This window comes from Pseudomonas sp. 51_B (assembly GCF_017491595.1).
GTDB classification, from domain to species: domain Bacteria; phylum Pseudomonadota; class Gammaproteobacteria; order Pseudomonadales; family Pseudomonadaceae; genus Aquipseudomonas; species Aquipseudomonas promysalinigenes.
In genome coordinates this window covers 179,014-201,872 of record NZ_JAFGYW010000004.1, presented here as the reverse complement: position 1 = coordinate 201,872, position 22,859 = coordinate 179,014, and the positions used below count along the sequence as shown (strand labels likewise).

Below are 22,859 nucleotides of genomic sequence, written 5' to 3'. Positions count from 1 at the left end.
CTGGCCATCTCGCGTCTCAAGCCGCTGCTACTGAGTACACGACCCTTGTGCGTCAAAGCCAGCGACGCCGACTACGGCATTCAGGCATCACGGAACAGCCAAGGCTGGCTGGCGCGGTGTTTGCCTTCGAATGCTTTGATCGCGTCGCTGTCTTGCAAGGTCAGGCCGATGTCGTCAAGACCATTGAGCAGGCAATGCTTGCGGAAAGCATCGATTTCGAAGTGCAGTACCTTGCCGTCCGGGCGCGTCACCGCCTGCGCTTGCAGGTCGATGGTCAGTTGGTAACCTGGGTTGGCTTCCACCTGCTTGAACAGTTCGTCCACTTCCTCATCGCTGAGAATGATCGGCAGCAAACCGTTCTTGAAGCTGTTGTTGAAGAAGATGTCAGCAAAACTCGGCGCAATCACGCTACGGAAGCCGTACTCGTCCAATGCCCACGGCGCGTGCTCCCGGCTCGACCCGCAACCGAAGTTCTCGCGCGCCAAGAGCACGCTGGCACCCTGGTAACGCGCATGGTTGAGTACGAATTCCTGGTTCAGCGGGCGCTTGCTGTTGTCCTGGTACGGCTGGCCGACATCCAGGTAACGCCATTCGTCGAACAGGTTGGGGCCAAAGCCGGTTCGCTTGATCGACTTGAGGAACTGCTTGGGGATGATCTGATCGGTGTCGACGTTGGCACGATCCAACGGCGCGACGAGACCGGTATGCTGGGTAAAGGCTTTCATGCTGCGCTCCCTTGGATCAACTCGCGGACATCGATGAAGTGGCCGGTCACTGCGGCGGCGGCGGCCATGGCCGGGCTCACCAGGTGGGTACGGCCACCGGCGCCTTGGCGGCCTTCGAAGTTACGGTTGGAGGTCGAGGCGCAGTGCTCGCCGCTCTCCAGGCGGTCTGGGTTCATCGCCAGGCACATCGAGCAGCCCGGTTCACGCCATTCGAACCCAGCTTCGATGAAAATCTTGTCCAGGCCTTCACGCTCGGCCTGGGCTTTGACCAGGCCCGAACCTGGCACTACCAGCGCCTGCTTGACGGTGGCAGCAACCTTGCGGCCCTTGGCGATTTCGGCAGCTGCGCGCAGGTCTTCGATGCGCGAGTTGGTGCAGGAGCCGATGAATACGCGGTCAAGCTTGATGTCGGTGATCGCCTGGTTGGCGGCCAGGCCCATGTACTTGAGGGCGCGCTCGATAGAACCGCGCTTGATCAGGTCTGGCTCGGCGGCCGGGTCCGGCACACGTTGATCCACGGCCAACACCATCTCTGGCGAAGTACCCCAGCTGACTTGCGGCTTGATCTGCGCAGCGTCGAGCTCGACCACAGTGTCGAACACGGCATCGTCGTCAGAAACCAAGTCTTTCCACGCTTCAACAGCGCGCTTCCAGTCCTCGCCCTTGGGCGCATACGGGCGGCCTTCAACGTAGGCCACGGTGGTGGCATCGGTCGCCACCAGCCCCACACGCGCACCGGCTTCGATGGACATGTTGCAGATGGTCATGCGGCCTTCCATCGACAGATCGCGGATGGCGCTGCCCGCGAATTCCATCGCGTGGCCGTTACCACCGGCGGTGCCGATCTTGCCGATCACCGCCAGCACGATGTCCTTGGCGGTAACGCCGGCCGGCAACTGGCCTTCGACACGCACCAACATGTTTTTCATCTTCTTGGCGACCAGGCACTGGGTGGCGAGCACGTGCTCCACCTCGGAAGTACCGATGCCATGGGCCAGGGCACCGAATGCGCCATGGGTGGAAGTATGCGAATCGCCGCAGACCACGGTCATGCCTGGCAAGGTCGCGCCCTGCTCCGGGCTGATGACGTGGACGATGCCCTGGCGTTCGTCGTTCATCTTGAATTCGACGATGCCATATTCGTCACAGTTTTCATCGAGGGTCTGCACCTGCAGCCGCGAAACCTGGTCGACGATGGCCTCGATACCGCCCTTGCGCTCTGGCGTAGTCGGCACGTTGTGATCGGGGGTTGCGATGTTGGCATCGATGCGCCAAGGCTTGCGATTGGCCAAGCGCAGGCCTTCGAAAGCCTGGGGCGACGTCACCTCGTGGATGATATGGCGGTCGATGTAGATCAAGGACGAGCCGTCATCACGGCGCTTGACCTCATGGGCTTCCCAGAGTTTGTCGTAAAGCGTTTTGCCAGCCATCGGACTGTTCCTCATCAGCGTGTTTCTATGCCAAAAACCCCTTGGCTTGTACGGACGATGCTAGGGGTTTAGATTGAATAACTCAAATTCATAATTTTTATGCTTTGGATAACCAAAAGGAATTCGACCACGTGGACTTGGCCAACCTCACCGCGTTCATTGCCGTTGCTGAAACCGGCAGCTTCTCCGGTGCCGGGGAGCGGCTGTTTTTGACTCAGCCAGCCATCAGCAAACGCATTGCCGGCCTTGAGCAACAACTGGATGTGCGCTTGTTCGATCGCTTGGGCCGTGAAGTGACTCTGACCGAAGCCGGTCGCGCCTTATTGCCGCGTGCCTACCAGATCCTCAACGTGCTCGATGATACCCGCAGAGCCTTGACCAACCTCAACGGCGAAGTGAGCGGCCGCCTGACCCTGGCTACCAGCCATCACATCGGCCTGCACCGCCTACCGCCGCTGCTGCGAGCCTTCACCCGCCAGCATCCGGCGGTGGCCCTGGACATCCAATTCATGGATTCGGAACAGGCCTACGACGAAATTCTCCATGGCCGGGCCGAGATTGCCGTCATCACGCTAGCACCCGAGCCGCACCCTGTGGTCAAGGCAATACCGGTGTGGAACGACGCACTGGACTTCGTGGCCGCGCCCGAACATCCGCTGGCCAGCAACCACTCGGTCACCCTGGCCGATGTCGCCCGCCACCCGGCGGTCTTCCCCGGCGGCAACACCTTCACCCACCATATTGTCCAGCGGCTGTTCGAAAGCCAGGGCCTTACCCCAAACATCGCCATGAGCACCAACTACCTGGAAACCATCAAGATGATGGTGTCGATCGGCCTGGCTTGGAGCGTGCTGCCCAGGACCATGCTGGACGATCAGGTTGCACCCATCGCATTGCCCGGCATACAGCTGTCGCGCGAGCTAGGCTACATTCTGCACACGGAGCGCACGCTATCGAACGCTGCTAGGGCCTTCATGGCCCTGCTCGACAGCCACGCAGGGTCCGCCTGACCGGTCGTCAGCTCGGCATTTCCAATTCATGGACGCGTCCCACGCCAAAGGTCTGGTACCAATGCCCAAATCAGCAAATCGCTTTCCGCGCCTGCCGCGCATCCCTGCGGCCGATCCCCAGGAATCAGAGCAGGCGTGGCAGAACGCACCGCAACTGCTGGCCGCGCTCAACGGCGCCAGGCTGGGCGCCTGGCTGTGGGACATCGATAGCGGCCGAATCAGCTGGTCACGGGGTACGCAGGCGCTGTTCGGCTTCGACCCACATCGGCCGCTACCCGCCGACATCGACTACCTCGACCTGCTGGCAGAGCAAGACCGTGCCCGCACCCGCCAACTGTTCCACGCTGTCGTCAACGGCGAACCGGTGGAGCAGGCTATGCGCCATCGCATCCTGTGGCCGGACGGCAGCGTTCATTGGCTGGAAATCAACGGCAGCCTGACTCAGGACCAGAACGGCCGACGCCAGATGATCGGAGTGATCCGGGAAATTACCCGCCAGCGCGAACGCGAAGCTGCGCTGATCAACTCGGAAAAGCGCTTCGCTACGCTGTTTCACCTGAGCCCCAACGCCATTTTGCTCAGCCGCCGGCATGACGGCATGATCATCGAGGTCAACCAGCATTTCGAGGACATGTTCGGCTGGCCGGGCGACCAGGTGATCGGCAAGACCAGCATCGAGCTAGGTCTGTGGGTGAACCCTGACCAGCGCCATCAGGTCATCGAGGCCACCCGTAACAGCCAGGGCCCAGCGATCATGGAAGTGCAGTTTCGTGCCAGCACGGGCAAGCTCCACGATGGCATCCTCTGCGCCCAGAGCATCGATATGGAGGGGGTTCCCTACCTGATCAGCACCTTCGTTGACACCACCGAGCGCAAGCGCGCCGAACAGGCGCTCAAGGACAGCCAGGAGCGGCTTGACCTGGCGCTGGACTCGGCGCAGCTAGGGACTTGGGACTGGCACATACCCAGCGGGATGCTGTACGGCTCGGCTCGCGCCGCGCAGCTGCATGGATTGCCCCCGGTACCCTTCCATGAATCGTTCGAGGCTTTCTTCGAAGGCGTTCCGGAGCATGAGCGGGCCAACATGCGCCAGGCCTATCGCAGCCTGCGTGAAGGGCCTGCCGGCAATTACCAGATCACGTACCACGTACAGCTGGAAAACGGCACCTCACGCTACATCGAAAGCCGTGCACGGCTCTATCGCGATGACCAAGGCAACCCATTGCGCATGGCTGGCACGCTACTGGATATCACCGAACAGGTAGAACGGGAACAGCGCTTGAGCGCCTCGGAAGAGAAATTTGCCAGCCTGTTCCAGGCAAGCCCAGACCCCATCTGCGTCACCCGTCAGGACACCGGTCAGTTCATCGAAATCAACCCCGCCTTCACCCAGACCTTCGGTTGGACTGCCGAACAGGTGATAGGCCACACGGCCGAAGAAATCGGCCTGTGGGCCGAGTCGGTCGAACGCGCGCAGCGCATCGAGCGGGTGATCCGCGAGCAGGCACTGAGCAACGTGGCAGTGGTGGTCAACCACCGCAATGGCTCACCGCTGACCTGCGTGATCGCCAGCCGCTTGATCAGCGTCGACGACCAACCGTGCAGCGTCACTACTCTACGCGACATCACTCAACAGCAACGGGCCGAGGCGGCGCTGAAGTCCAGCGAAGAGAAATTCGCCAAGGCCTTCCACTCCAGCCCCGACGCTATCACCATCACCGAGCGCCACACCGGCCGCTACCTGGAAGTCAACGACGGTTTCAGTCGCCTGACCGGATATGGCACCAGCGAGGTCGTCGGCCGCAGCGTCTATGAAATCGGCATCTGGGCAGACGAAAAGCAGCGCAGTGCGCTGCTCAACGAGCTCAAGGAGAGCGGCCGCGTGCATCACCGCGAGATGCTCGGGCGCAACAAGCGAGGCGACATCCTGACCGTTGAAGTATCAGTGGAGCCGATCAGCCTCAACGAGGCCGATTGCCTGCTGATGACTGCCCGCGATGTGAGCCAGTTGAAGAACGCCCAAGCGCAAATACGCCACCTGGCCTATCACGACCCGCTGACCAACCTGCCCAACCGCGCCATGTTGATGGACCGCCTGAGCCAGCAGATCGCGCTGTTGCGCCGGCATAACCTGCGCGGCGCGCTGCTGTTCCTCGACCTGGACCACTTCAAGCACATCAACGATTCTCTCGGGCACCCGGTGGGCGATACCGTGCTGAAAATCATCACCGCGCGCCTGGAGGCCAGCGTGCGCTTGGAAGACACGGTGGCGCGCCTGGGCGGCGATGAGTTCGTGGTGCTGCTCAGCGGCCTGGAAGGCAGCCGCGAAGCAGTGGAAGCCAAGGTGCGTGAACTGGCCGACACGCTGCGCGAGCTGCTGGCCGAGCCGATGTCACTGGACGGCCAACGCTTGCAAGTGACCCCAAGCATCGGTGTGGCACTGATTCCTGACCACGGCACTACCCCTGCCGACCTGCTCAAACGTGCCGATATCGCGCTTTACCGGGCCAAGGATTCAGGGCGCAACACTACCGAGCTGTTCCACACCACGATGCAAAAGGCCGCCAGCGAACGTCTGCGCATGGAGAGCGATCTGCGCCTGGCCTTGGCCCGTGGCGAGCTCGCGTTGAATTTCCAGCCGCAGGTGGACGCCAGGGACAACCGCATTGTCGGGGCCGAGGTACTGCTGCGCTGGCACCACCCGCAATTGGGGCAGCAACCGCCGAGCCAGTTCATTCAGGTGCTGGAAGAAAGCGGGCTGATCCTCGAAGTGGGCAGCTGGATCCTCGATGAAGCCTGCAACGCCTGCGCCGGCATGCTGCAAGACCGGCTGATCGATGCCGATGATTTCAGCCTGTGCGTAAACATCAGCCCCCGGCAATTTCGCCAGAACGATTTTGTCGAGCGCGTACTACGCAGCCTCGATGAATACTGCTTGCCGCGGCACATTCTGAAACTGGAGATCACCGAGGGTATCGTCATCCAAAACCTTGAAGACACGATCAGCAAGATGCGCGAGCTCAAGCGCTACGGCGTAAGTTTCGCCATGGATGACTTTGGTACTGGCTACTCATCACTGACCTACCTCAAGCGCCTGCCGGTGGACGCGCTGAAAATCGACCAGACTTTTGTGCGTGACGCGCCCCAAGACCCTAATGACGCCGAAATTGTCCGCGCTATTGTGGCGATGGCGCACAGCCTTGACCTGGCGGTGATTGCCGAAGGGGTGGAGCTGAGCGAGCAGTTGGCCTTCCTTGAAGGCCTAGGCTGCCACCTGTACCAGGGCTATCTGCATAGCCGCCCTCTGCCACTGGCGCAATTTCGGCAAATGCTCATCGAGGCACCCGCCGACTATTGAAAACGCAGAAAGGGCACCCGAAGGTGCCCTTTCTCATTGGGTTCCGGGCGTAGCCCGTGAACATCAGTTCAGCGCAGGCTGATCACCGTTGATCGGGATCCGCTTGGCCTTGGCTTCTTCCGGCACGATGCGCAGCAAATCGATGCTGAGCAGGCCGTTGGCCAGGCCCGCGGCCTTGACTTCGATATGATCGGCCAGGCGGAACGACAGCTTGAATGCGCGCTGGGCAATGCCCTGATGCAGATAGGTCACTTCAGCCGCTGCGTTTTCGCGTTTGCCACCGGTCACGGTCAGGACACCTTTTTCGACCTGCAGATCGAGGTCCTGCTCCTGGAAACCAGCTGCGGCAACCACGATGCGGTAGTGATCATCGCCGTGCTTTTCAACGTTGTAGGGCGGGTAGCTGCTACCGGCCTCGTTACGTGCCGCAGATTCGAACAGGTCGTTGAACCGGTCGAAACCAACGGAGTGGCGGAACAATGGAGCGAGAGAGAAAGCGGTAGTCATGGTCATAAACTCCTGAGATTCAGCAAGTAAAGTCACTGCGCGACCCGAATTCGGCATCGCGTACTCAAGAGATATGGCCTGCGCAAAAGCTTTCAAGGGGACGGATAAAAAAATCTGAAAGCAGCGTCTGCATAGATGACCCCTTCGCGGCTAAAGCCGCCCCCTACAGGTCCAAAGCGGCTGAGCCTCTGTAGGAGCGGCTTTAGCCGCGAAGGGGCCGGATCAGGCGACGCATACTTCCAAAGATGTAGCTTCGACCCCAAGCAACCGGCTGATGCGTGCGCAATCATCCTCACGACGCAACTCGGCAAAAAGCACCACTGCCTCGGGATAACTGCGGGTCAGCATCGCCAGCCATTGCTTCATTCGCCCCGGCGCGTATCGCGGCGAGAGTTTGGCCTGGGCCTGGCGCCAGAACTCGCGCAACAACGGCATCAGCTCATCCCAACTCATCGGCTGGTATTGGACTCCATCCCGCGCAGCGGCGATCTGCAAGGCCAGGTCCGGCCGCGACACCAGGCCGCGCCCTAGCATGATGTCCTCGGCACCGCTGACCTCTCGGCAGCGCCGCCAGTCGTCGACAGTCCAGATTTCACCATTGGCGAACACCGGCACCTGAACCACATCCTGCACCCGCGCCACCCATTCCCAGTGGGCCGGTGGCTTGTAGCCTTGGGCTTTGGTGCGCGCGTGCACAACCAGGTGTGCCGAACCGCCCTCGGCCAAGGCCGTGGCACAATCCAGGGCACCGTCCGGGCTATCGAAACCCAAACGCATTTTCGAGGTGACCGGGATATGCGCCGGTACGGCGCGGCGCACCTCATGCACGATGGCATGCAGCAGCTCCGGCTCCTTGAGCAGCACTGCACCGCCACGGGACTTGTTCACCGTCTTGGCCGGGCAACCGAAGTTCAAATCGATGACCGGCGCGCCCAGCTCACACGCCAGGGCGGCGTTATCCGCCAGGCACACTGGGTCCGAGCCGAGCAATTGCACGCGCATCGGCACGCCCGACGCCGTGCGTGCGCCGTGGCGCAATTCGGGCGCGAGCTTGTCGAACGAAGAAGCCGGCAGCAAGCGATCACAGACGCGAATGAACTCAGTGACGCACCAATCGATGCCACCTACTCGGGTCAGAACGTCGCGCAGGATGTTGTCGACCAGCCCCTCCATGGGGGCCAGGGCAATTTGCATGGCTGGGTCTCGGCGCAAAAAGGCGCCAGTCTAGCAAAAAAACCGCTTGCCTCAGCTGCCGATCAGCGCCGGGCCGTAACCCTCGAGGAATTCGCCAGGCATGCGCTTGGGCTTGCCGCTGGACAGCTCGATACAGGCGAAGGTGGTTTGTGCGCGCAACAAGGTAACCCCGTCACGTGGACGCTTGAGCTGGAAGCGCCGAGTCATGCGCAGGCGCAGGTCCCAGTCGACAATCCAGGTAGCCAGCTGCAGCTCGTCATCCTCGTAAGCGGCGGCAAGGTAGTCGATTTCGTGGCGCAACACTGCCATGGCCCGGTCCAGCCGCCGGTACTCGGCCAAGTCAAGGCCCAGCCGCTGGGAGTGGCGCCAGGCGCAGCGCTCCAACCAGGTAACGTAGACCGCGTTGTTGGCATGGCCGAGGCCGTCGATGTCCTCGCTGCCCACACGCAGGTCGATGATGAATGGCGTTGCCAGGTCCCAACTCATGCCCGCTCCTGCTGATCGATGGCGAAAAAGCTCGAGAAGCTGATACTCAGCCCCCTCTAGTAATCTGGCCGAGTGTAACGGATGTTCAGGCACGCTGCCGCGCAGGTTCTCGGGCGAGCAGCTCCAGGACTGCCGCACTCAGCCGCGGATCAGCCAAGAGGCGTTGATGGCCACCCTGGTCTAAAAGCATGAGCCGGCTGTCGAACCAGGCTTTGTGAATTAGCTGCGCCTGGTCAGCAGGCACGAGCGCATCATCGACGGCATGTACCACCAGGCCCGGCAGGTCCAACTGATAGCCCTCGACATCGAGGCGGGCTATCTGGATGCCGATATCTTGTTCGACCTGACTAATAAACGCCGCCCTGGCACGCGCCGGCAATCCCAAGTGGCGAGCGAAACGCCGCAGCACGCCCAGTAACTGTGCTGGCGCTGCAATACTTACGGCAGCTTCGGCACGCAGCCCCATCTGTAGCGCCAGCAGCACGCTGGCGCCCCCCATGGAATGACCGATCACCGCTCGCAACGGCGGCAGCTGCGCTGCAGCCTCAAGCAATGCGCGAGCGAACAACGCGACATGCGCCTTGCGCCCTGGAGAGTGGCCATGAGCAGGGCCTTCCAGCGACACCACGGTATACCCGGCCTGCACCAGGGTGTGGATCAATGACGCGAACTGCGTCGGGCGCCCTTCCCAACCGTGCATCAGCAGTACCGTCGGCCCTTTGCCCCAGCGCAGAGCCGACAGCCCGAAGCGCAAGGTCATGCGCTCGGCACTGGCCAGTAACGGCAGCTCCCAATCCCGAGGCGCGAAGTTGCGCGGCGTCATGAAGGCCCGGCGCATCTTGCCGGCGATATGCGTCGGCATCAGCCGGCCTAGGGTGCCATTTACGCTTCGAATCCAGCTCAGGGTAGTCATTGCCTTGCTCCAGAACCTTCGGTATCAGAGAACAGCCGATTTGGCGGCACGTAACAGTCGGTCGGACAACTCACCCGGCCCCAGCGCGCGCGCCAGGGCCAAGCCACCAATCATCAGGGCCAGGTCAGCCAACGCTTTGTCGGCATCCTCGGGGCGGTCGACCATGGCCGCCGTCATCAACTCGATGTGCTCGGCCAGCACTTCGCGAAAAACATCGGGCAGCCGCTGCATTTCGCTGAGCGAATTGGGCAAGGGGCACGCGTGAACTTCGGCGTCCCGGTGCTTGCGAGAAAGATAGAAAGCGCTTACGAGCGCGCGTCGCCCCTCCCCATCCAGATGCGGATCGACCTGAGCCAACAGGGCACGACGCTCGCAGAGCAACTGGCGAAACGCTTCGAGCATGAGTTCATCTTTGCTCTGAAAGTGCGCGTAAAACCCACCCACCGTCAGCCCTGCCGCCCCCATCACCTGGCTGACACTGGGCTCGGCTGGGCCGTGCAGAATCAAAGCACTGCGGGCGGCCTCCAGAATGCGTTCGCGGGTTCTGCTTTTCTTGTCGCTCATGGCTCGCCCCTGAAAATATGATGTAGGTAATATTATTCACATCATATTTTTTGGCAAACAAAACTGCATGCCGTTCGTCAGCCGATTATCAGGGAGAGAAAAAACAAAAGGCCCATTCAATATGCGAATGAGCCTTTAAAGTCCCGCAAAACGCGGGTAAAAATTGGCGTCCCCTAGGGGACTCGAACCCCTGTTACCGCCGTGAAAGGGCGGTGTCCTAGGCCACTAGACGAAGGGGACGTAACCTTCGTGCCGATCCGCTTATGCGAACCGCGGCAAAATTGGTGGAGCTAAGCGGGATCGAACCGCTGACCTCCTGCATGCCATGCAGGCGCTCTCCCAGCTGAGCTATAGCCCCGAAACAAAAGACTCATTCAATATGCGAACGAGCCTTTTTAAGCCCCGCAAAACGCGGGAAAAAGTGGCGTCCCCTAGGGGACTCGAACCCCTGTTACCGCCGTGAAAGGGCGGTGTCCTAGGCCACTAGACGAAGGGGACGTAACCTTCGTGCCGATCCGCTTACGCGAACCGCGGCAATAATTGGTGGAGCTAAGCGGGATCGAACCGCTGACCTCCTGCATGCCATGCAGGCGCTCTCCCAGCTGAGCTATAGCCCCAGATTTCTAGCCTCTCGGCCCAGCGACATGCAAAATATCGCTTGTGCAAAACTGGCGTCCCCTAGGGGACTCGAACCCCTGTTACCGCCGTGAAAGGGCGGTGTCCTAGGCCACTAGACGAAGGGGACGAACCTTCTTACCTTCAAGAGCTGATTGCTGGATCAGCTCTTGCTTGCCAGCCTTGGCTGACAAACGGAATTTGGTGGAGCTAAGCGGGATCGAACCGCTGACCTCCTGCATGCCATGCAGGCGCTCTCCCAGCTGAGCTATAGCCCCACAATGCCGCTTTGAACAGAAGCGCTGGCTGGGTGCCGTGCGTTTCGTTTACGTTCATCGCTGTGGACGGGGCGCATATTAAGATCGGATTGCAGGGCTGTCAAACTAAATTTTGAAATTAATCAAAATTTTTTTCACAGATAACAATCACTTACCGCCCTGCCCAACCCAAAACCCCAACACTGAGCACTGTGCAAGTGGGCTGATCCGCGAATACTGCCCACCATGGCTCGTCGTATTGGTCAGGAAACCCGCGCCACACAGATTGCGCAGGCTTGCAGACAAGCCACAACCTGTGGGAGCGACTTAAGCCACTAATCGGCCTTCGACAGTTGCTCCCACCCGTTGAGCTATCGCTTCGAACGTGCCGTCAAGCGATGCTGGCCAGCAGCTTTTCCCATTCCTTGTTCTCTTTCTTGGACACACCACCGAGCAGGTCAAGGGCCTGACGCAAGCGATAGCGGGTCAGATCAGGGCCGAGGATTTCCATGGCATCGAGCACCGACACCGAGCTTGCCTGGCCGGTAATGGCCGCAAACATCAGCGGCATGGCGTCGCGCAGCTTCAGTTCCAGCGCTTGGACCACGGCCTGGATGCAATCGGTGATACGCTCTTTCTCCCACTGCCGCAGGCTCTCGAGCTTCCACAGGATCAACTGCATCACCTGACGCACTTGGTCAGCGGACAGCTTCTTGCTTTCGAACAGCTTGGCATCGAGCTTGAGGCCGCCTTCGAAGAAGAAACCACCCAGCGGCGCGATCTGGCTGAAGGTTTCGACACGACCCTGCACATGGGGGGCGATCTTCATCATGTAATCGCTGTTGAACGCCCACTTTTGCACGCGTGCGGCAAACTCCTGCACTGGCAGCTCGCGCAGCCATTGGCCGTTTAGCCAGGACAGCTTCTCGATGTCGAAGATCGGCCCCCCCAGAGAGATGCGCGACAAGTCAAAATGCTCGACCATTTCAGCCAAGGAAAACTTCTCACGCTCGTCGGGCATCGACCAGCCCATGCGGCCGAGGTAATTGAGCATTGCCTCGGGCATGAAACCCATGCGCTCGTAGAAAGTCACCGAGGTCGGGTTCTTGCGCTTGGACAACTTGGACTTGTCGGGGTTACGCAGCAGTGGCATGTAGCAGAGCTTGGGTTGCTCCCAACCAAAGTACTCGTAAAGCTTGATCAGCTTCGGTGCCGACGGCAGCCACTCTTCGCCGCGCAGCACATGGGTGATACCCATCAGGTGGTCATCGACCACGTTGGCCAAGAAGTAGGTCGGCAGGCCGTCGTTCTTCATCAGCACCTGCATGTCCATGCGGTCCCATGGAATCTCGACATCGCCACGCAGCATATCCGGGACTACGCAGATACCTTCGCTCGGTACCTTCATACGGATCACGTGGGGCTCGCCTGCGGCAAGACGGCGCTGGACTTCCTCGTCGCTGAGCAACAGCGCACGGCCGTCATAGCGAGGGGTTTCACCACGGGCCATCTGCTCGGCGCGCATCTGTTCCAGCTCTTGGGCCGTACAGAAGCAATAGAAGGCATGGCCGGCATCGACCAATTCCTTGGCGTACTTGGCGTAGATCTCGCCACGCTCGCTCTGCCGGTATGGGCCGTGCGGGCCACCGACATCCGGGCCTTCGTTCCATTCGATGCCAAGCCAGCGCAAGGCATCGAAGATCTGCTGCTCCGACTCGCGTGTGGAGCGTAGCTGGTCGGTGTCTTCGATACGCAGGATGAACTCACCGCCATGCTGCTTGGCGAAGCAGTAGTTGAACAGGGCGATGTAGGCGGTGCCGACATGGGGGTCGCCCGTGGGCGATGGCGCGATACGCGTGCGAACGGTGGTCATGGAGGGTCTCGAACGAAAGATGAAACAAAGGCGGGATGTTAGCAGGGAGCAGGCACTGGGCTCCAGCAATGGCGCGAACGCCACTTGTCTAATGGCTATATGCCGCTGTTAAATTTACTTACATTTCTGGAACGATAGTCCTCATGCCTGCCCAACTCAAACGCCGCCTGGCGATCTTTTTCGCCCTGGTAGCCCTCATCGCCTTGGCCTTCCTGGCAGAGTGGTATCTACGCGGCCGCTTCTACGAAAGCACTGACAATGCCTATGTTCAGGGCGAAATCACCCGTATTTCCAGCCAGCTCGGTGCACGCATCGATGGGGTACTGGTCGACGACAATCAGCATGTCAACAAGGGCGACCTGCTGCTGCGCCTGGAGGCGGCCGACTTCGAACTGGCCGTGGCACGTGCCCGAGCAGCCTTAGCCACACGCGAGGCCGAATACGCCCAGGCGCAAAGCCGGTTGACCCAACAGAGCAGCTTGATTGCCGCTGGGCAGGCTCAAGTGGCAGCCAATCAGGCCACGCTCGAGCGCTCGCGGCTGGACCTGGGCCGCGCCGAAAAACTGCGCAAGCCTGGGTTCATCTCCGAAGAACGGGTGACCACCCTGTCGGCCGAGAATCATGTGGCCGGCGCCCAAGTGGATAAGGCCCGCGCTGACCTGCAGAGCCAACGCCAGCAGATCAACGCTCTGAGTGCCGACCTCAAACGCCTTGATGCGCAGATCGCCAATGCCCGAGCCGACGTGGCTCAGGCAGAGCTGAACCTTGCCCGTTGCGAGATACGCGCACCTTTGAGCGGCACCATCGGCCAGCGTAACGCCCGCAGCGGCCAGGTGGTGCAGGCAGGCGCCTACCTGCTGTCGATCGTGCCCGATGAAAATATCTGGGTGCAGGCCAACTTCAAGGAAACCCAGATTGGCAAGATGCACCCCGGGCAGCGTGCCACCCTGTTGTTCGACAGTTATCCCGACACCCCGATCGAAGGCCGCGTCGATAGCCTGTTCGCGGCGTCCGGCGCACAGTTCAGCCTGTTGCCGCCTGATAACGCCACCGGCAACTTCACCAAAGTGGTACAGCGCATTCCGGTGAAATTGACCTTCGCCGCCGACAACCCCCTGCACGGGCGCATTCGCCCGGGTATGTCGGTGACTGCCACCGTCGATTTGCGCCACGAGGATGATGGCCGCGATGGCCGGTGACCAACTGCAGCGCCCCACTGCCGAGCCAACACGGCGCGACTGGATAGCGGTGATGAGCGTGATGCTCGGTGCGTTCATGGCCGTGCTGGACATCCAGATCACCAACTCCTCGCTCAAGGACATCCAGGGAGCGTTGTCGGCCACTTTGGAAGAAGGCTCGTGGATTTCCACCTCGTACCTGGTAGCGGAGATCATCATGATTCCGCTGACCGCATGGCTGGTGCAGTTGCTGTCGGCGCGACGTTTGGCGGTCTGGGTGTCAGGTGGCTTCCTGTTGTCCTCATTGCTGTGCTCGATGGCCTGGAACCTGGAGAGCATGATCCTGTTCCGCGCCCTGCAGGGCTTCACAGGTGGTGCCTTGATTCCGCTGGCCTTCACGCTGACCCTGATCAAGTTACCCGAACATCACCGCGCCAAAGGCATGGCCATGTTCGCCATGACGGCGACGTTCGCCCCTTCGATTGGCCCCACCTTGGGAGGGTGGCTAACTGAAAACTGGGGCTGGCAATACATTTTCTACATCAACATCCCACCCGGGCTGGTGATGATCGCCGGCTTGCTCTACGGCCTTGAGAAAAAGCCGGCGCATTGGGAACTGCTCAAAAGCACCGACTATGCCGGCATCGTCACGCTGGGCCTTGGCCTGGGCTGCCTGCAAGTCTTTCTCGAGGAGGGGCACCGCAAGGATTGGCTGGAGTCGAATCTGATCGTCGGCCTTGGCACCGTAGCTTTGGTCAGCTTGATCACGTTCGTAATCGTGCAGTTTTCCAAGGCACAACCGCTTATCAACCTGCGCATTCTGGGCAATCGTAACTTCGGGCTGTCGAGCATCGCCAGCCTGGGCATGGGCGTGGGCCTGTATGGCTCGATTTATCTGCTGCCGCTATACCTGGCACAAATCCAAGGCTATAACGCGCTACAGATCGGCGAAGTGATCATGTGGATGGGTATCCCGCAGTTATTTCTGATCCCGCTGGTGCCGCAGCTGATGAAGATCGTGCCACCCAAGCTGCTGTGCGCTCTGGGCTTCTGCTTGTTCGGGGTGGCCAGCTTCGGTTCGGGGGTGCTGAACCCAGACTTCGCCGGACCTCAGTTCAACCACATCCAGATCATCCGCGCCCTCGGCCAACCGATGATCATGGTGACCATTTCGCTGATTGCCACGGCCTACATCCAGCAGCAAGATGCTGGCTCGGCGTCGAGCCTATTCAATATTCTGCGAAATCTAGGCGGTGCGATCGGCATCGCTTTGTTGGCCACCCTGCTGGATGCTAGAACCAAAGTGTACTTCGACTATTTGCGCGAATCGGTGGTACCGAGCAACCCGCAAGTGGCGGAGCGCCTTGCCCAATTGGCAGAGCGGCTGGGCAGTGACAGTGCGGCGCTTGGCAAGCTCAGCGAGATCACCCATCAGCAGGCGCTGATCATGGCTTATAACGACGCCTTTCACCTTGTCGGAATAGGTTTGGCGGTGAGCATGGTCGCCGTGTTGCTGACCCGCAAGCTGCCCCAGGGGCTGAAAGCGGGTGAGGCTCACTAGGCCCTGTATGACAGGCCTCGCTGCTGGGGTGAAGCTGTATTGAAAGCCGGCGTTCGATGCTGATTTAAAAACCGCAAACGCCGCTTTCTTCGGCTGTTAGTGCCGTAGCCCGACCTACAATTCACACAGTGAGGGTTCAAGTTGCGCGTACCACCCTGTTCGCGCACGACCCAGCAATTTCAGGTTGCGCACCTCTGTGGGGGCGGCTCAACCCGCGAAAAGCTGGGTGATGATCAACTGGTGATCAGGCGCTCGCGCAGCTTGGTAATCTCGTCGCGCAACTGCGCGGCGGCCTCGAACTCCAGGTCGCGTGCAAACTGCATCATCTTCTCTTCCAGTTGTTTGATGCGTTTGGTGATTTCGCCTGGCGTGCGCAGCTCGGCCTCGTAGCGGGCGCTCTCCTCGGCTGCCTTTGCCATGCCCTTGCGCTTCTTGCTGCGCGCACCGGGCACGGTGGCACCCTCCATGATATCGGCGATGTCCTTGACCACACCCTTTGGCACGATGCCGTTGGCCTGGTTGAAGGCAATTTGTTTCTCGCGACGCCGCTCGGTTTCGTCGATGGCACGCTGCATGGAGCCAGTGATGCTGTCGGCGTATAGAATCGCCCGGCCATTGAGGTTGCGCGCAGCACGGCCGATCGTCTGAATCAGCGAACGCTCGGAACGCAGGAAACCTTCCTTGTCAGCATCGAGGATGGCCACCAGCGACACCTCGGGCATATCCAGACCCTCGCGCAGCAGGTTGATACCCACGAGCACATCGAAGGTGCCCAAACGCAGATCCCGGATGATTTCGACCCGCTCGACGGTATCGATGTCGGAGTGCAGGTAACGCACCCTGACGTCATGGTCGGCCAGGTAATCGGTAAGGTCTTCGGCCATGCGCTTGGTAAGCGTGGTTGCCAGAACCCGATCGCCCTCAGCCACACGCTTGCGGATCTCCGACAGCAGGTCGTCGACCTGGGTGAGCGCCGGGCGCACCTCCACTTGCGGGTCGACCAGACCGGTCGGGCGCACCACCTGCTCGACCACCCGGCCGGCATGTTCGGCTTCGTAAGGGCCCGGGGTGGCCGAAACGAAAATAGTCTGTGGACTGACAGCCTCCCACTCATCGAAACGCATCGGGCGGTTGTCAAGCGCTGACGGCAGCCGGAAGCCGTATTCGACCAGGGTTTCCTTGCGCGAGCGGTCGCCTTTGTACATGGCGCCGACCTGGGGCACGCTGACGTGGGACTCGTCGATCACCAGCAGCGCATCGGCCGGCAAATAGTCGTACAGGGTGGGCGGCGGCGCCCCGGCCGGGCGGCCGGACAGGTAGCGCGAGTAGTTTTCGATACCGTTGCAATAGCCAAGCTCAAGGATCATTTCCAGATCGAAGCGGGTACGCTGCTCCAGGCGCTGAGCCTCGACCAGCTTGTTGGCCTTGTGCAGGTACTCCAGACGATCCGCCAGCTCTTCTTTGATGCCCTCCACCGCCTGCAGCAAGGTTTCTCGTGGCGTCACGTAGTGGCTCTTGGGGTAGAAGGTGAAGCGTGGCAGCTTGCGAAACACCTCGCCGGTCAGCGGATCGAAGGCTGCGATGTTATCCACTTCATCATCGAACAGCTCGATGCGGATAGCCTCAAGGTCCGATTCAGCCGGGAAGATGTCGATGACGTCGCCGCGCACCCGGAAAGTGGCACGGGCAAAGTCCATTTCGTTGCGGGTGTACTGCAGGTCGGCCAGACGGCGCAGCAAGGCGCGCTGGTCGAGTTTGTCGCCGCGGTCCACGTGCAGCACCATCTTCAGGTACGTCTCGGGGCTGCCCAGGCCGTAAATACATGACACCGTAGTGACGATGATCGCATCGCGGCGTTCCAACAACGCCTTGGTAGCCGACAGACGCATCTGCTCGATGTGGTCGTTGATCGAGGCATCCTTCTCGATGAAGGTATCCGACGACGGCACATAGGCTTCTGGCTGGTAGTAATCGTAGTAGGAGACGAAGTATTCGACGGCGTTGTTGGGGAAGAACGCCTTGAACTCGCCATACAACTGCGCCGCCAGCGTCTTGTTTGGCGCCAGTACCAGGGTTGGCCGCTGTACCTGCGCAATGACGTTGGCGATGCTGAAGGTCTTGCCCGAACCAGTCACCCCAAGCAGCGTCTGGTGTGAGAGGCCGGCCTCGATGCCTTCGACCATCTGACGGATGGCCTCGGGCTGGTCGCCTGCCGGCTGGAAACGGGTGACGAGCTGAAACTCGGACATGACGGACCTCGCGGCAACGCAGTAACTGTAAATTTAGCCAGTAGTCTATACCCAAAAACGCCCGAAGTGGGCCGGATTAAAGGCCAGGCTGTCAGCGCACATTACGGTTGACCGGGCAATTGGACCAACGGTCGAAAAATATTTGCGCAAATCGCCGGAAAACCTGCGCCAGGCTGTCGCAGTGACCGGTCGGTATCACTATACTGACTCCCCGTTTGTGCACCGCTTCAGTGCATTCGGCTGGAGCGTGTACGCCCTATCACTCTCCAATCAGAGCCGAAGTAACAATGAGCCTGTTTTCCGCTGTCGAGCTGGCACCCCGCGACCCTATTCTGGGCCTCAACGAAGCTTTCAACGCCGACCCACGTACCGACAAGGTCAACCTGGGCGTAGGCGTTTATTGCAATGAGGAAGGCCGCATTCCGCTGCTGCGCGCCGTGATCGAAGCCGAAACTCAGCGTGCCGCCCAGCACGCCTCGCGCGGCTACCTGCCTATCGATGGGATCGCCACCTACGACCAGGCTGTGCAGAAGCTGCTGTTCGGTGCCGAGTCGCCGTTGCTGGCCGCTGGTCGTGTGGTCACCGTGCAAGCCGTTGGCGGCACTGGCGCCCTGAAGATCGGTGCCGACTTCCTCAAGCGCATCTCGCCGAATGCGGTGGTGGCCATCAGCGACCCGAGCTGGGAAAACCACCGTGCGCTGTTCGAAAGCGCAGGTTTCCCGGTGCAGAACTATCGGTACTACGATGCGCCGAGCAACGACGTCAACCGTGCCGGCATGCTCGAAGACCTCAATGCCTTGCCGTCCGGCTCGATCGTGGTGCTGCACGCCTGCTGCCACAACCCAACCGGCGTCGACCTGAGCCTGGAAGACTGGAAGAACGTGCTGGAAGTGGTCAAGGCCAAAGGTCACGTGCCGTTCCTCGACATGGCCTACCAGGGGTTCGGTGACGGCATCGCCGAAGACGCCTTCGCCGTGCGCCTGTTTGCCGAATCGGGCATGGAGTTCTTCGTCTCCAGTTCGTTCTCCAAGTCGTTCTCGCTGTATGGCGAACGCGTCGGGGCGCTGTCGATCGTCACTGCCTCCAAGGACGAAAGCACGCGCGTGCTGTCGCAGGTCAAGCGCGTGATCCGCACCACCTACTCCAACCCGCCGACCCACGGCGCCACCATCGTCGCTACAGTGCTCAACAGCGCCGAACTGCGCCAGATGTGGGAGACCGAACTGGGCGAAATGCGTGAGCGTATTCACGGTATGCGCAAGCAGATGGTCGCGCTGCTGGCCGAATACGGCGCCAACCGCGACTTCAGCTTCGTTGGCCGCCAGGTGGGTATGTTCTCCTACTCGGGCCTGACCGTTGAGCAGGTTGCGCGACTGAAGAACGACTTCGGCATCTACGCACTGGATACCGGCCGTATCGCCGTTGCCGCGCTGAACCAGAGCAACATCCATGTGGTCACCAAGGCCATCGTTCAAGTGCTGTAACTGATTGATTTGTCAGGAGGAGGCTTGACTTCCTCCTGGCAGACGGTAAGATACGCGCACATTCCGCGATAGCTCAGTCGGTAGAGCAAATGACTGTTAATCATTGGGTCCCTGGTTCGAGTCCAGGTCGCGGAGCCAAACACTGAAAAAGCCCCCGGTTGCGCAAGCATCGGGGGCTTTTTCGTTGCCTGGCTGAACGGCTATTGTGCCGATGAGATCCAGCGCCGGCACGTTGTGGCAAAGATTTCTCAGCAAGGGCGCCCGATTGGGTAGAACTCGCCGTTGCTCCAAACCCCGAGCCACTCCTGGTCGTCGATCATGCGCGGCACGGCCAGATCGACCAGTTGGTAAAACACATTGCGATGAATCAGCGCCTCCAGATTCGTGCGCATCAAGATATAAGGCGACGGCTCTTGAGTGACCGGATCGGTTTCGACCCGCAGCGGGTTTTGCGGCCCAGCTTCGACCTGATCCTCGACATTGCTGGTAAAGCGCAGCACCTGCGCCTGGCCACTGCCCAGCACTTGCAGCGCTACCGCCACGAACGGCGCGTCGTCCACCCGGATACCGACCTTCTCTACCGGCGTCACCAGGAAATAATCATCGCCGTCGCGGCGCATGATTGTAGAAAACAGGCGAACCATCGCCTTGCGCCCGATCGGTGTACCCAGGTAGAACCAGGTGCCGTCCCGGGCGATCCGCATGTCGATGTTGCCGCAGAAATCCGGGTGCCACAGATGCACCGGCGGCAGGCCTTTATGCTTGGGGATCTGCGCCAGTAGGTCGTTGGCCATGCCGGAATCGCTCATACGCTGCCCTTACTCGCTCATGCCCAGAAGGCTACGAGCGTACTCGCGCATGGGCCTTGCGAGCAAATCCTGGGGCGATTGGTCATGGAACGTCAACAAACCGCCACGGCTCTTGATCCGCGCGGTGTCGATCAGGTAACGCGTATTGGTTTCGATAAGCATCATCTGAACTACACCAGTGTCCCAACCGAGGCGGTCGACAGCCTGCTCGTCGTACCATTCGTCGCCGTTGCCAATACGGTCATCGCTGCGGGCGAAGCGGGTATAGAGCACATAATCGGCGCCGAACGACCTGGCTTGGGCGATCGCCTCCTCAAGCCCCAGCGGCCCTTGTGCGCGCCGCACCAGCGGGAAATACTCGACAAATCCTTTGAAGGCCTCCTCGGCTACCACATTTTGCTTTGGCACCGGGCCTTTACCGGGCGGCATGAACGCGCCTTGGCCGATGAATATGAACGAGTCAGGCTGCAGGCGAATCGACAGCGTTCGGCGGGTATCGCTATGGTCCAGCAAACCGGCATCGCTCATATGGTAACGGACGCCCTCGCCCATATCGCTGACATTCATGCAGCCGCCCAGCGCCATCAGCGCCAGCAGCAAAACCAGGCTACGCATTTTTCCTCCAGTGGCCGGTGACGAAAAACCGGCGAATAGCCGGCGGATGCAGCTTTTGCGCCAGCTTCAGCCGCCTATCACCTTCATCACCATCACGTCACCGGAAAACGCCAGCTCCTGCTTGTCTGCCAGCGCCTTGACCAACAACCGTTGCAGCGCGGGCAGTGCCAGATGGCGGGGTTTTTCCAGCAGGTCGGCGACATAGTGGCGGTTGCTCGAAGACAGGCAGCCGTGTAACCAGCCAGTGGAGGATAGCCGCAGGCGCGAGCAGGTACGGCAGAACGGCACGCTTTCATTGGCGATGACGCCGAAATGGCCGTGCCCGGGGATCTGATAGCGCAGTGCGGTAGCATCGACCGCAGCATCGACTTGCTCAAAGCCGTACCGGCTACCGATCACATCGAGCAAAGCTTCGAGCCCAACGAACTGTTGCACGAAGGCCTTGTTATCCCGAGCCAGATGCCCCATACGCATCAGCTCGATGAAGCGCAGCTCAAAGCCTCGGGCCATGCAGTACTCGAGCATGGGTAATACCTGCTCAAGATTCTGACCACGCATTGGCACCATGTTGACCTTGATTCGCATGCCTGCGGCGCTGGCTTGGTCCATGCCCGCCAACACACTGCCCAGATCCCCGCCGCGAGCAATGCGGCGGAACGCCATGGGGTCCAGCGTATCAAGGGACACATTCAGGCGCCGAATGCCGGCTGCCTGTAACTGGGGCAGCTTGCGTGCCAGCAATTGCCCGTTGGTGGTAAGGGCAATGTCGTCGAGCCCGAGCTTGGCCACCGCCGTGAGAAACTCATCCAACCGCGGACTGACCAAGGGTTCGCCGCCGGTAATGCGCAAACGCTCGATGCCAGCCGCCTCAACCAGGTAGGCGACACCCCGGGCCAGAGCTTGAGCGGACAATTCATCCTGGGCCGCGACCAGACGCTTGCCATCCGGCACACAATAGCCGCAAGCGTAGTTGCAGGCAGCCGTCAGGCTGACGCGCAGATTGCGAAAACGCCTGCCTTGACGATCGACGATCATGGGTAACTCCAGCATGGATGAATCGGGCCGGCAAAACTTGACTCAAGAATCAGGTTTTTGCAAGCCCCATTTCATGCCTGACTCACCCGCTCATGCACCGCTTGATCAGTGACTAGGTTCCGGATCACGTTTGCGCTTGTTGCCCATGCGCACGCCGATGTCCATGAGGAACTGGAAGAAGCCCTCCTGATCCTCCAGCACATTGCTCCAGAACGGCGAGTGATACAGCGCCACAGCACCGTGCACCAATGCCCAGGCAGCGCAGTAGTGAAAGTACGGCGGGACGTCTTCGAGCTTGCCTTCGCTGATGCGGCCCTTTATCAGTTGAGTCAGGCGGTCGAAGTTGGACGCACGGATGCTGTGCAGTTGCTCGACCATTTCCGGCACCTGATTACCCTTGACCACCTTTTCTTCGAGGCGATCGAACAGCCGATAACGCTGTGGGTCGCGCATACGGAACTCGAAATAGGCGCGCGACAGTGCTTCTTTGTCGCGGTCGACATCGGCCGAATGCAGCAGCGCATTCAGGTCACGCTCATAATCGAGCATCAACCGCAGGTAAATCTCGGCCTTGGACTTGAAATGCTTGTAGATCGTGCCTTTGCCGATACCTACAGCATCGGCGATCATCTCGACGGTGACGCTGTCTTCACCCTGTTCGAGGAACAGCTTCAGGGCTGTGTCGAGGATTTCCTGTTCGCGGCGGCGAAATTCACGGACCTTACGAGGTTCTTTCTGCATAGGAAGGACTGGATGACATTGAAGCGGTTTATTATGCCTAACTTGCAGCAAATTGCACGGATCATCCACGCATGTCTATGTTTCATGATGAGATCGGGCTGGCTAGCAAGGCAACTGCTCAGACAAGCGACCATGATCAGCAGCCCATACCCGCTGCGCTCAGGACCGCCGCCCCACGTCAGAATGGCCGTGCCATGCGTTCAGAGAGGAAGGAACGGCACGCGTATTCCAAATCTGTTTAAAAAACGTACAGAA

At 60.3% G+C, this 22,859-nt stretch carries 18 protein-coding genes and 7 tRNA genes; 6 read left to right on the top strand and 19 right to left on the bottom strand.

Annotated elements, in window-relative coordinates; translation table 11 throughout:
* Positions 1 to 80 precede the first annotated feature (80 nt).
* Complete coding sequence (gene leuD, locus J5M56_RS07525; protein WP_027919154.1) at positions 81 to 725, bottom strand: 3-isopropylmalate dehydratase small subunit; 645 nt, start codon at positions 723 to 725, stop codon at positions 81 to 83.
* Entirely contained in the window at positions 722 to 2,155 is a 1,434-nt protein-coding gene (gene leuC / locus J5M56_RS07520) for a 3-isopropylmalate dehydratase large subunit (protein ID WP_060478247.1), read from the bottom strand. Before leuC ends, leuD begins: the two co-directional genes overlap by 4 nt.
* 131 nt (positions 2,156 to 2,286) lie before the next feature.
* Between leuC and J5M56_RS07515 the strand changes: the two genes are divergently transcribed.
* Both J5M56_RS07515 and J5M56_RS07510 read left to right on the top strand, forming a co-directional pair.
* The gene (locus tag J5M56_RS07515; protein WP_060478246.1) at positions 2,287 to 3,165 is read left to right on the top strand and encodes a LysR family transcriptional regulator; all 879 of its coding nucleotides are present in this window, start codon (positions 2,287 to 2,289) and stop codon (positions 3,163 to 3,165) included.
* A 61-nt stretch (positions 3,166 to 3,226) separates the two neighbouring features.
* Entirely contained in the window at positions 3,227 to 6,523 is a 3,297-nt protein-coding gene (locus tag J5M56_RS07510) for a PAS domain S-box protein (RefSeq protein WP_186476680.1), read from the top strand.
* A gap of 63 nt (positions 6,524 to 6,586) precedes the next feature.
* On the opposite strand, the gene J5M56_RS07505 is transcribed toward J5M56_RS07510, so the two are convergent.
* The 12 genes from J5M56_RS07505 to gltX all read right to left on the bottom strand — a co-directional run bounded on the left by J5M56_RS07505 (position 6,587) and on the right by gltX (position 12,932).
* Positions 6,587 to 7,030 carry an Hsp20 family protein gene (locus J5M56_RS07505; RefSeq protein WP_060478244.1) on the bottom strand — a complete coding sequence of 148 codons (444 nt, stop codon included), beginning with the start codon at positions 7,028 to 7,030 and terminating at the stop codon, positions 6,587 to 6,589.
* A 222-nt stretch (positions 7,031 to 7,252) separates the two neighbouring features.
* Positions 7,253 to 8,224: a tRNA-dihydrouridine synthase gene (locus J5M56_RS07500; protein WP_060478243.1), complete on the bottom strand. Its 972-nt coding sequence runs from the start codon at positions 8,222 to 8,224 to the stop codon at positions 7,253 to 7,255.
* A 51-nt stretch (positions 8,225 to 8,275) separates the two neighbouring features.
* Entirely contained in the window at positions 8,276 to 8,710 is a 435-nt protein-coding gene (locus J5M56_RS07495) for a thioesterase family protein (RefSeq protein WP_207936277.1), read from the bottom strand.
* Between the two features lie 85 nt (positions 8,711 to 8,795).
* Positions 8,796 to 9,623: an alpha/beta fold hydrolase gene (locus J5M56_RS07490; protein ID WP_060478241.1), complete on the bottom strand. Its 828-nt coding sequence runs from the start codon at positions 9,621 to 9,623 to the stop codon at positions 8,796 to 8,798.
* A 24-nt stretch (positions 9,624 to 9,647) separates the two neighbouring features.
* Positions 9,648 to 10,187, bottom strand: coding sequence for a TetR/AcrR family transcriptional regulator (locus J5M56_RS07485; RefSeq protein ID WP_186476677.1), 540 nt, complete (start codon positions 10,185 to 10,187; stop codon positions 9,648 to 9,650).
* A 164-nt stretch (positions 10,188 to 10,351) separates the two neighbouring features.
* Positions 10,352 to 10,427 (bottom strand) — tRNA-Glu (locus tag J5M56_RS07480).
* 42 nt (positions 10,428 to 10,469) lie between these two features.
* Positions 10,470 to 10,545 (bottom strand) — tRNA-Ala (locus J5M56_RS07475).
* 64 nt (positions 10,546 to 10,609) lie between these two features.
* Positions 10,610 to 10,685 (bottom strand) — tRNA-Glu (locus J5M56_RS07470).
* Between the two features lie 43 nt (positions 10,686 to 10,728).
* Positions 10,729 to 10,804: transfer RNA gene (locus tag J5M56_RS07465), tRNA-Ala, on the bottom strand.
* Positions 10,805 to 10,856: 52 nt separating this feature from the next.
* Positions 10,857 to 10,932, bottom strand: a tRNA-Glu gene (locus tag J5M56_RS07460).
* Positions 10,933 to 11,004: 72 nt separating this feature from the next.
* Positions 11,005 to 11,080, bottom strand: a tRNA-Ala gene (locus J5M56_RS07455).
* Between the two features lie 370 nt (positions 11,081 to 11,450).
* Complete coding sequence (gene gltX / locus J5M56_RS07450) at positions 11,451 to 12,932, bottom strand: glutamate--tRNA ligase (protein ID WP_060478239.1); 1,482 nt, start codon at positions 12,930 to 12,932, stop codon at positions 11,451 to 11,453.
* Positions 12,933 to 13,075: 143 nt separating this feature from the next.
* Between gltX and J5M56_RS07445 the strand changes: the two genes are divergently transcribed.
* The gene (locus J5M56_RS07445) at positions 13,076 to 14,131 is read left to right on the top strand and encodes an HlyD family secretion protein (RefSeq protein ID WP_207936275.1); all 1,056 of its coding nucleotides are present in this window, start codon (positions 13,076 to 13,078) and stop codon (positions 14,129 to 14,131) included.
* Between the two features lie 49 nt (positions 14,132 to 14,180).
* Positions 14,181 to 15,671, top strand: a complete 1,491-nt coding sequence (locus J5M56_RS07440; RefSeq protein ID WP_207936320.1) for an MDR family MFS transporter — start codon at positions 14,181 to 14,183, stop codon at positions 15,669 to 15,671.
* A gap of 233 nt (positions 15,672 to 15,904) precedes the next feature.
* On the opposite strand, the gene uvrB is transcribed toward J5M56_RS07440, so the two are convergent.
* Entirely contained in the window at positions 15,905 to 17,920 is a 2,016-nt protein-coding gene (uvrB, locus tag J5M56_RS07435; RefSeq protein ID WP_060478237.1) for an excinuclease ABC subunit UvrB, read from the bottom strand.
* A 287-nt stretch (positions 17,921 to 18,207) separates the two neighbouring features.
* On the opposite strand from uvrB, the gene J5M56_RS07430 reads away from it, so the two are divergent.
* Both J5M56_RS07430 and J5M56_RS07425 read left to right on the top strand, forming a co-directional pair.
* The gene (locus tag J5M56_RS07430; protein ID WP_207936273.1) at positions 18,208 to 19,404 is read left to right on the top strand and encodes an amino acid aminotransferase; all 1,197 of its coding nucleotides are present in this window, start codon (positions 18,208 to 18,210) and stop codon (positions 19,402 to 19,404) included.
* Between the two features lie 62 nt (positions 19,405 to 19,466).
* Positions 19,467 to 19,542 (top strand) — tRNA-Asn (locus J5M56_RS07425).
* A gap of 110 nt (positions 19,543 to 19,652) precedes the next feature.
* Here J5M56_RS07425 and J5M56_RS07420 read toward each other — a convergent pair.
* The 4 genes from J5M56_RS07420 to J5M56_RS07405 form a co-directional block, all read right to left on the bottom strand.
* Positions 19,653 to 20,213, bottom strand: coding sequence for a DUF1285 domain-containing protein (locus J5M56_RS07420; RefSeq protein ID WP_207936271.1), 561 nt, complete (start codon positions 20,211 to 20,213; stop codon positions 19,653 to 19,655).
* Positions 20,214 to 20,222: 9 nt separating this feature from the next.
* A complete protein-coding gene (locus J5M56_RS07415) occupies positions 20,223 to 20,828 on the bottom strand; it encodes a DUF4823 domain-containing protein (RefSeq protein ID WP_060478234.1) in 606 nt (201 codons plus the stop codon).
* Between the two features lie 66 nt (positions 20,829 to 20,894).
* Positions 20,895 to 21,863, bottom strand: coding sequence for a radical SAM protein (locus J5M56_RS07410; RefSeq protein ID WP_060478233.1), 969 nt, complete (start codon positions 21,861 to 21,863; stop codon positions 20,895 to 20,897).
* A 105-nt stretch (positions 21,864 to 21,968) separates the two neighbouring features.
* Positions 21,969 to 22,604, bottom strand: a complete 636-nt coding sequence (locus J5M56_RS07405; protein ID WP_060478232.1) for a TetR/AcrR family transcriptional regulator — start codon at positions 22,602 to 22,604, stop codon at positions 21,969 to 21,971.
* Between the last annotated feature and the right edge of the window lie 255 nt (positions 22,605 to 22,859).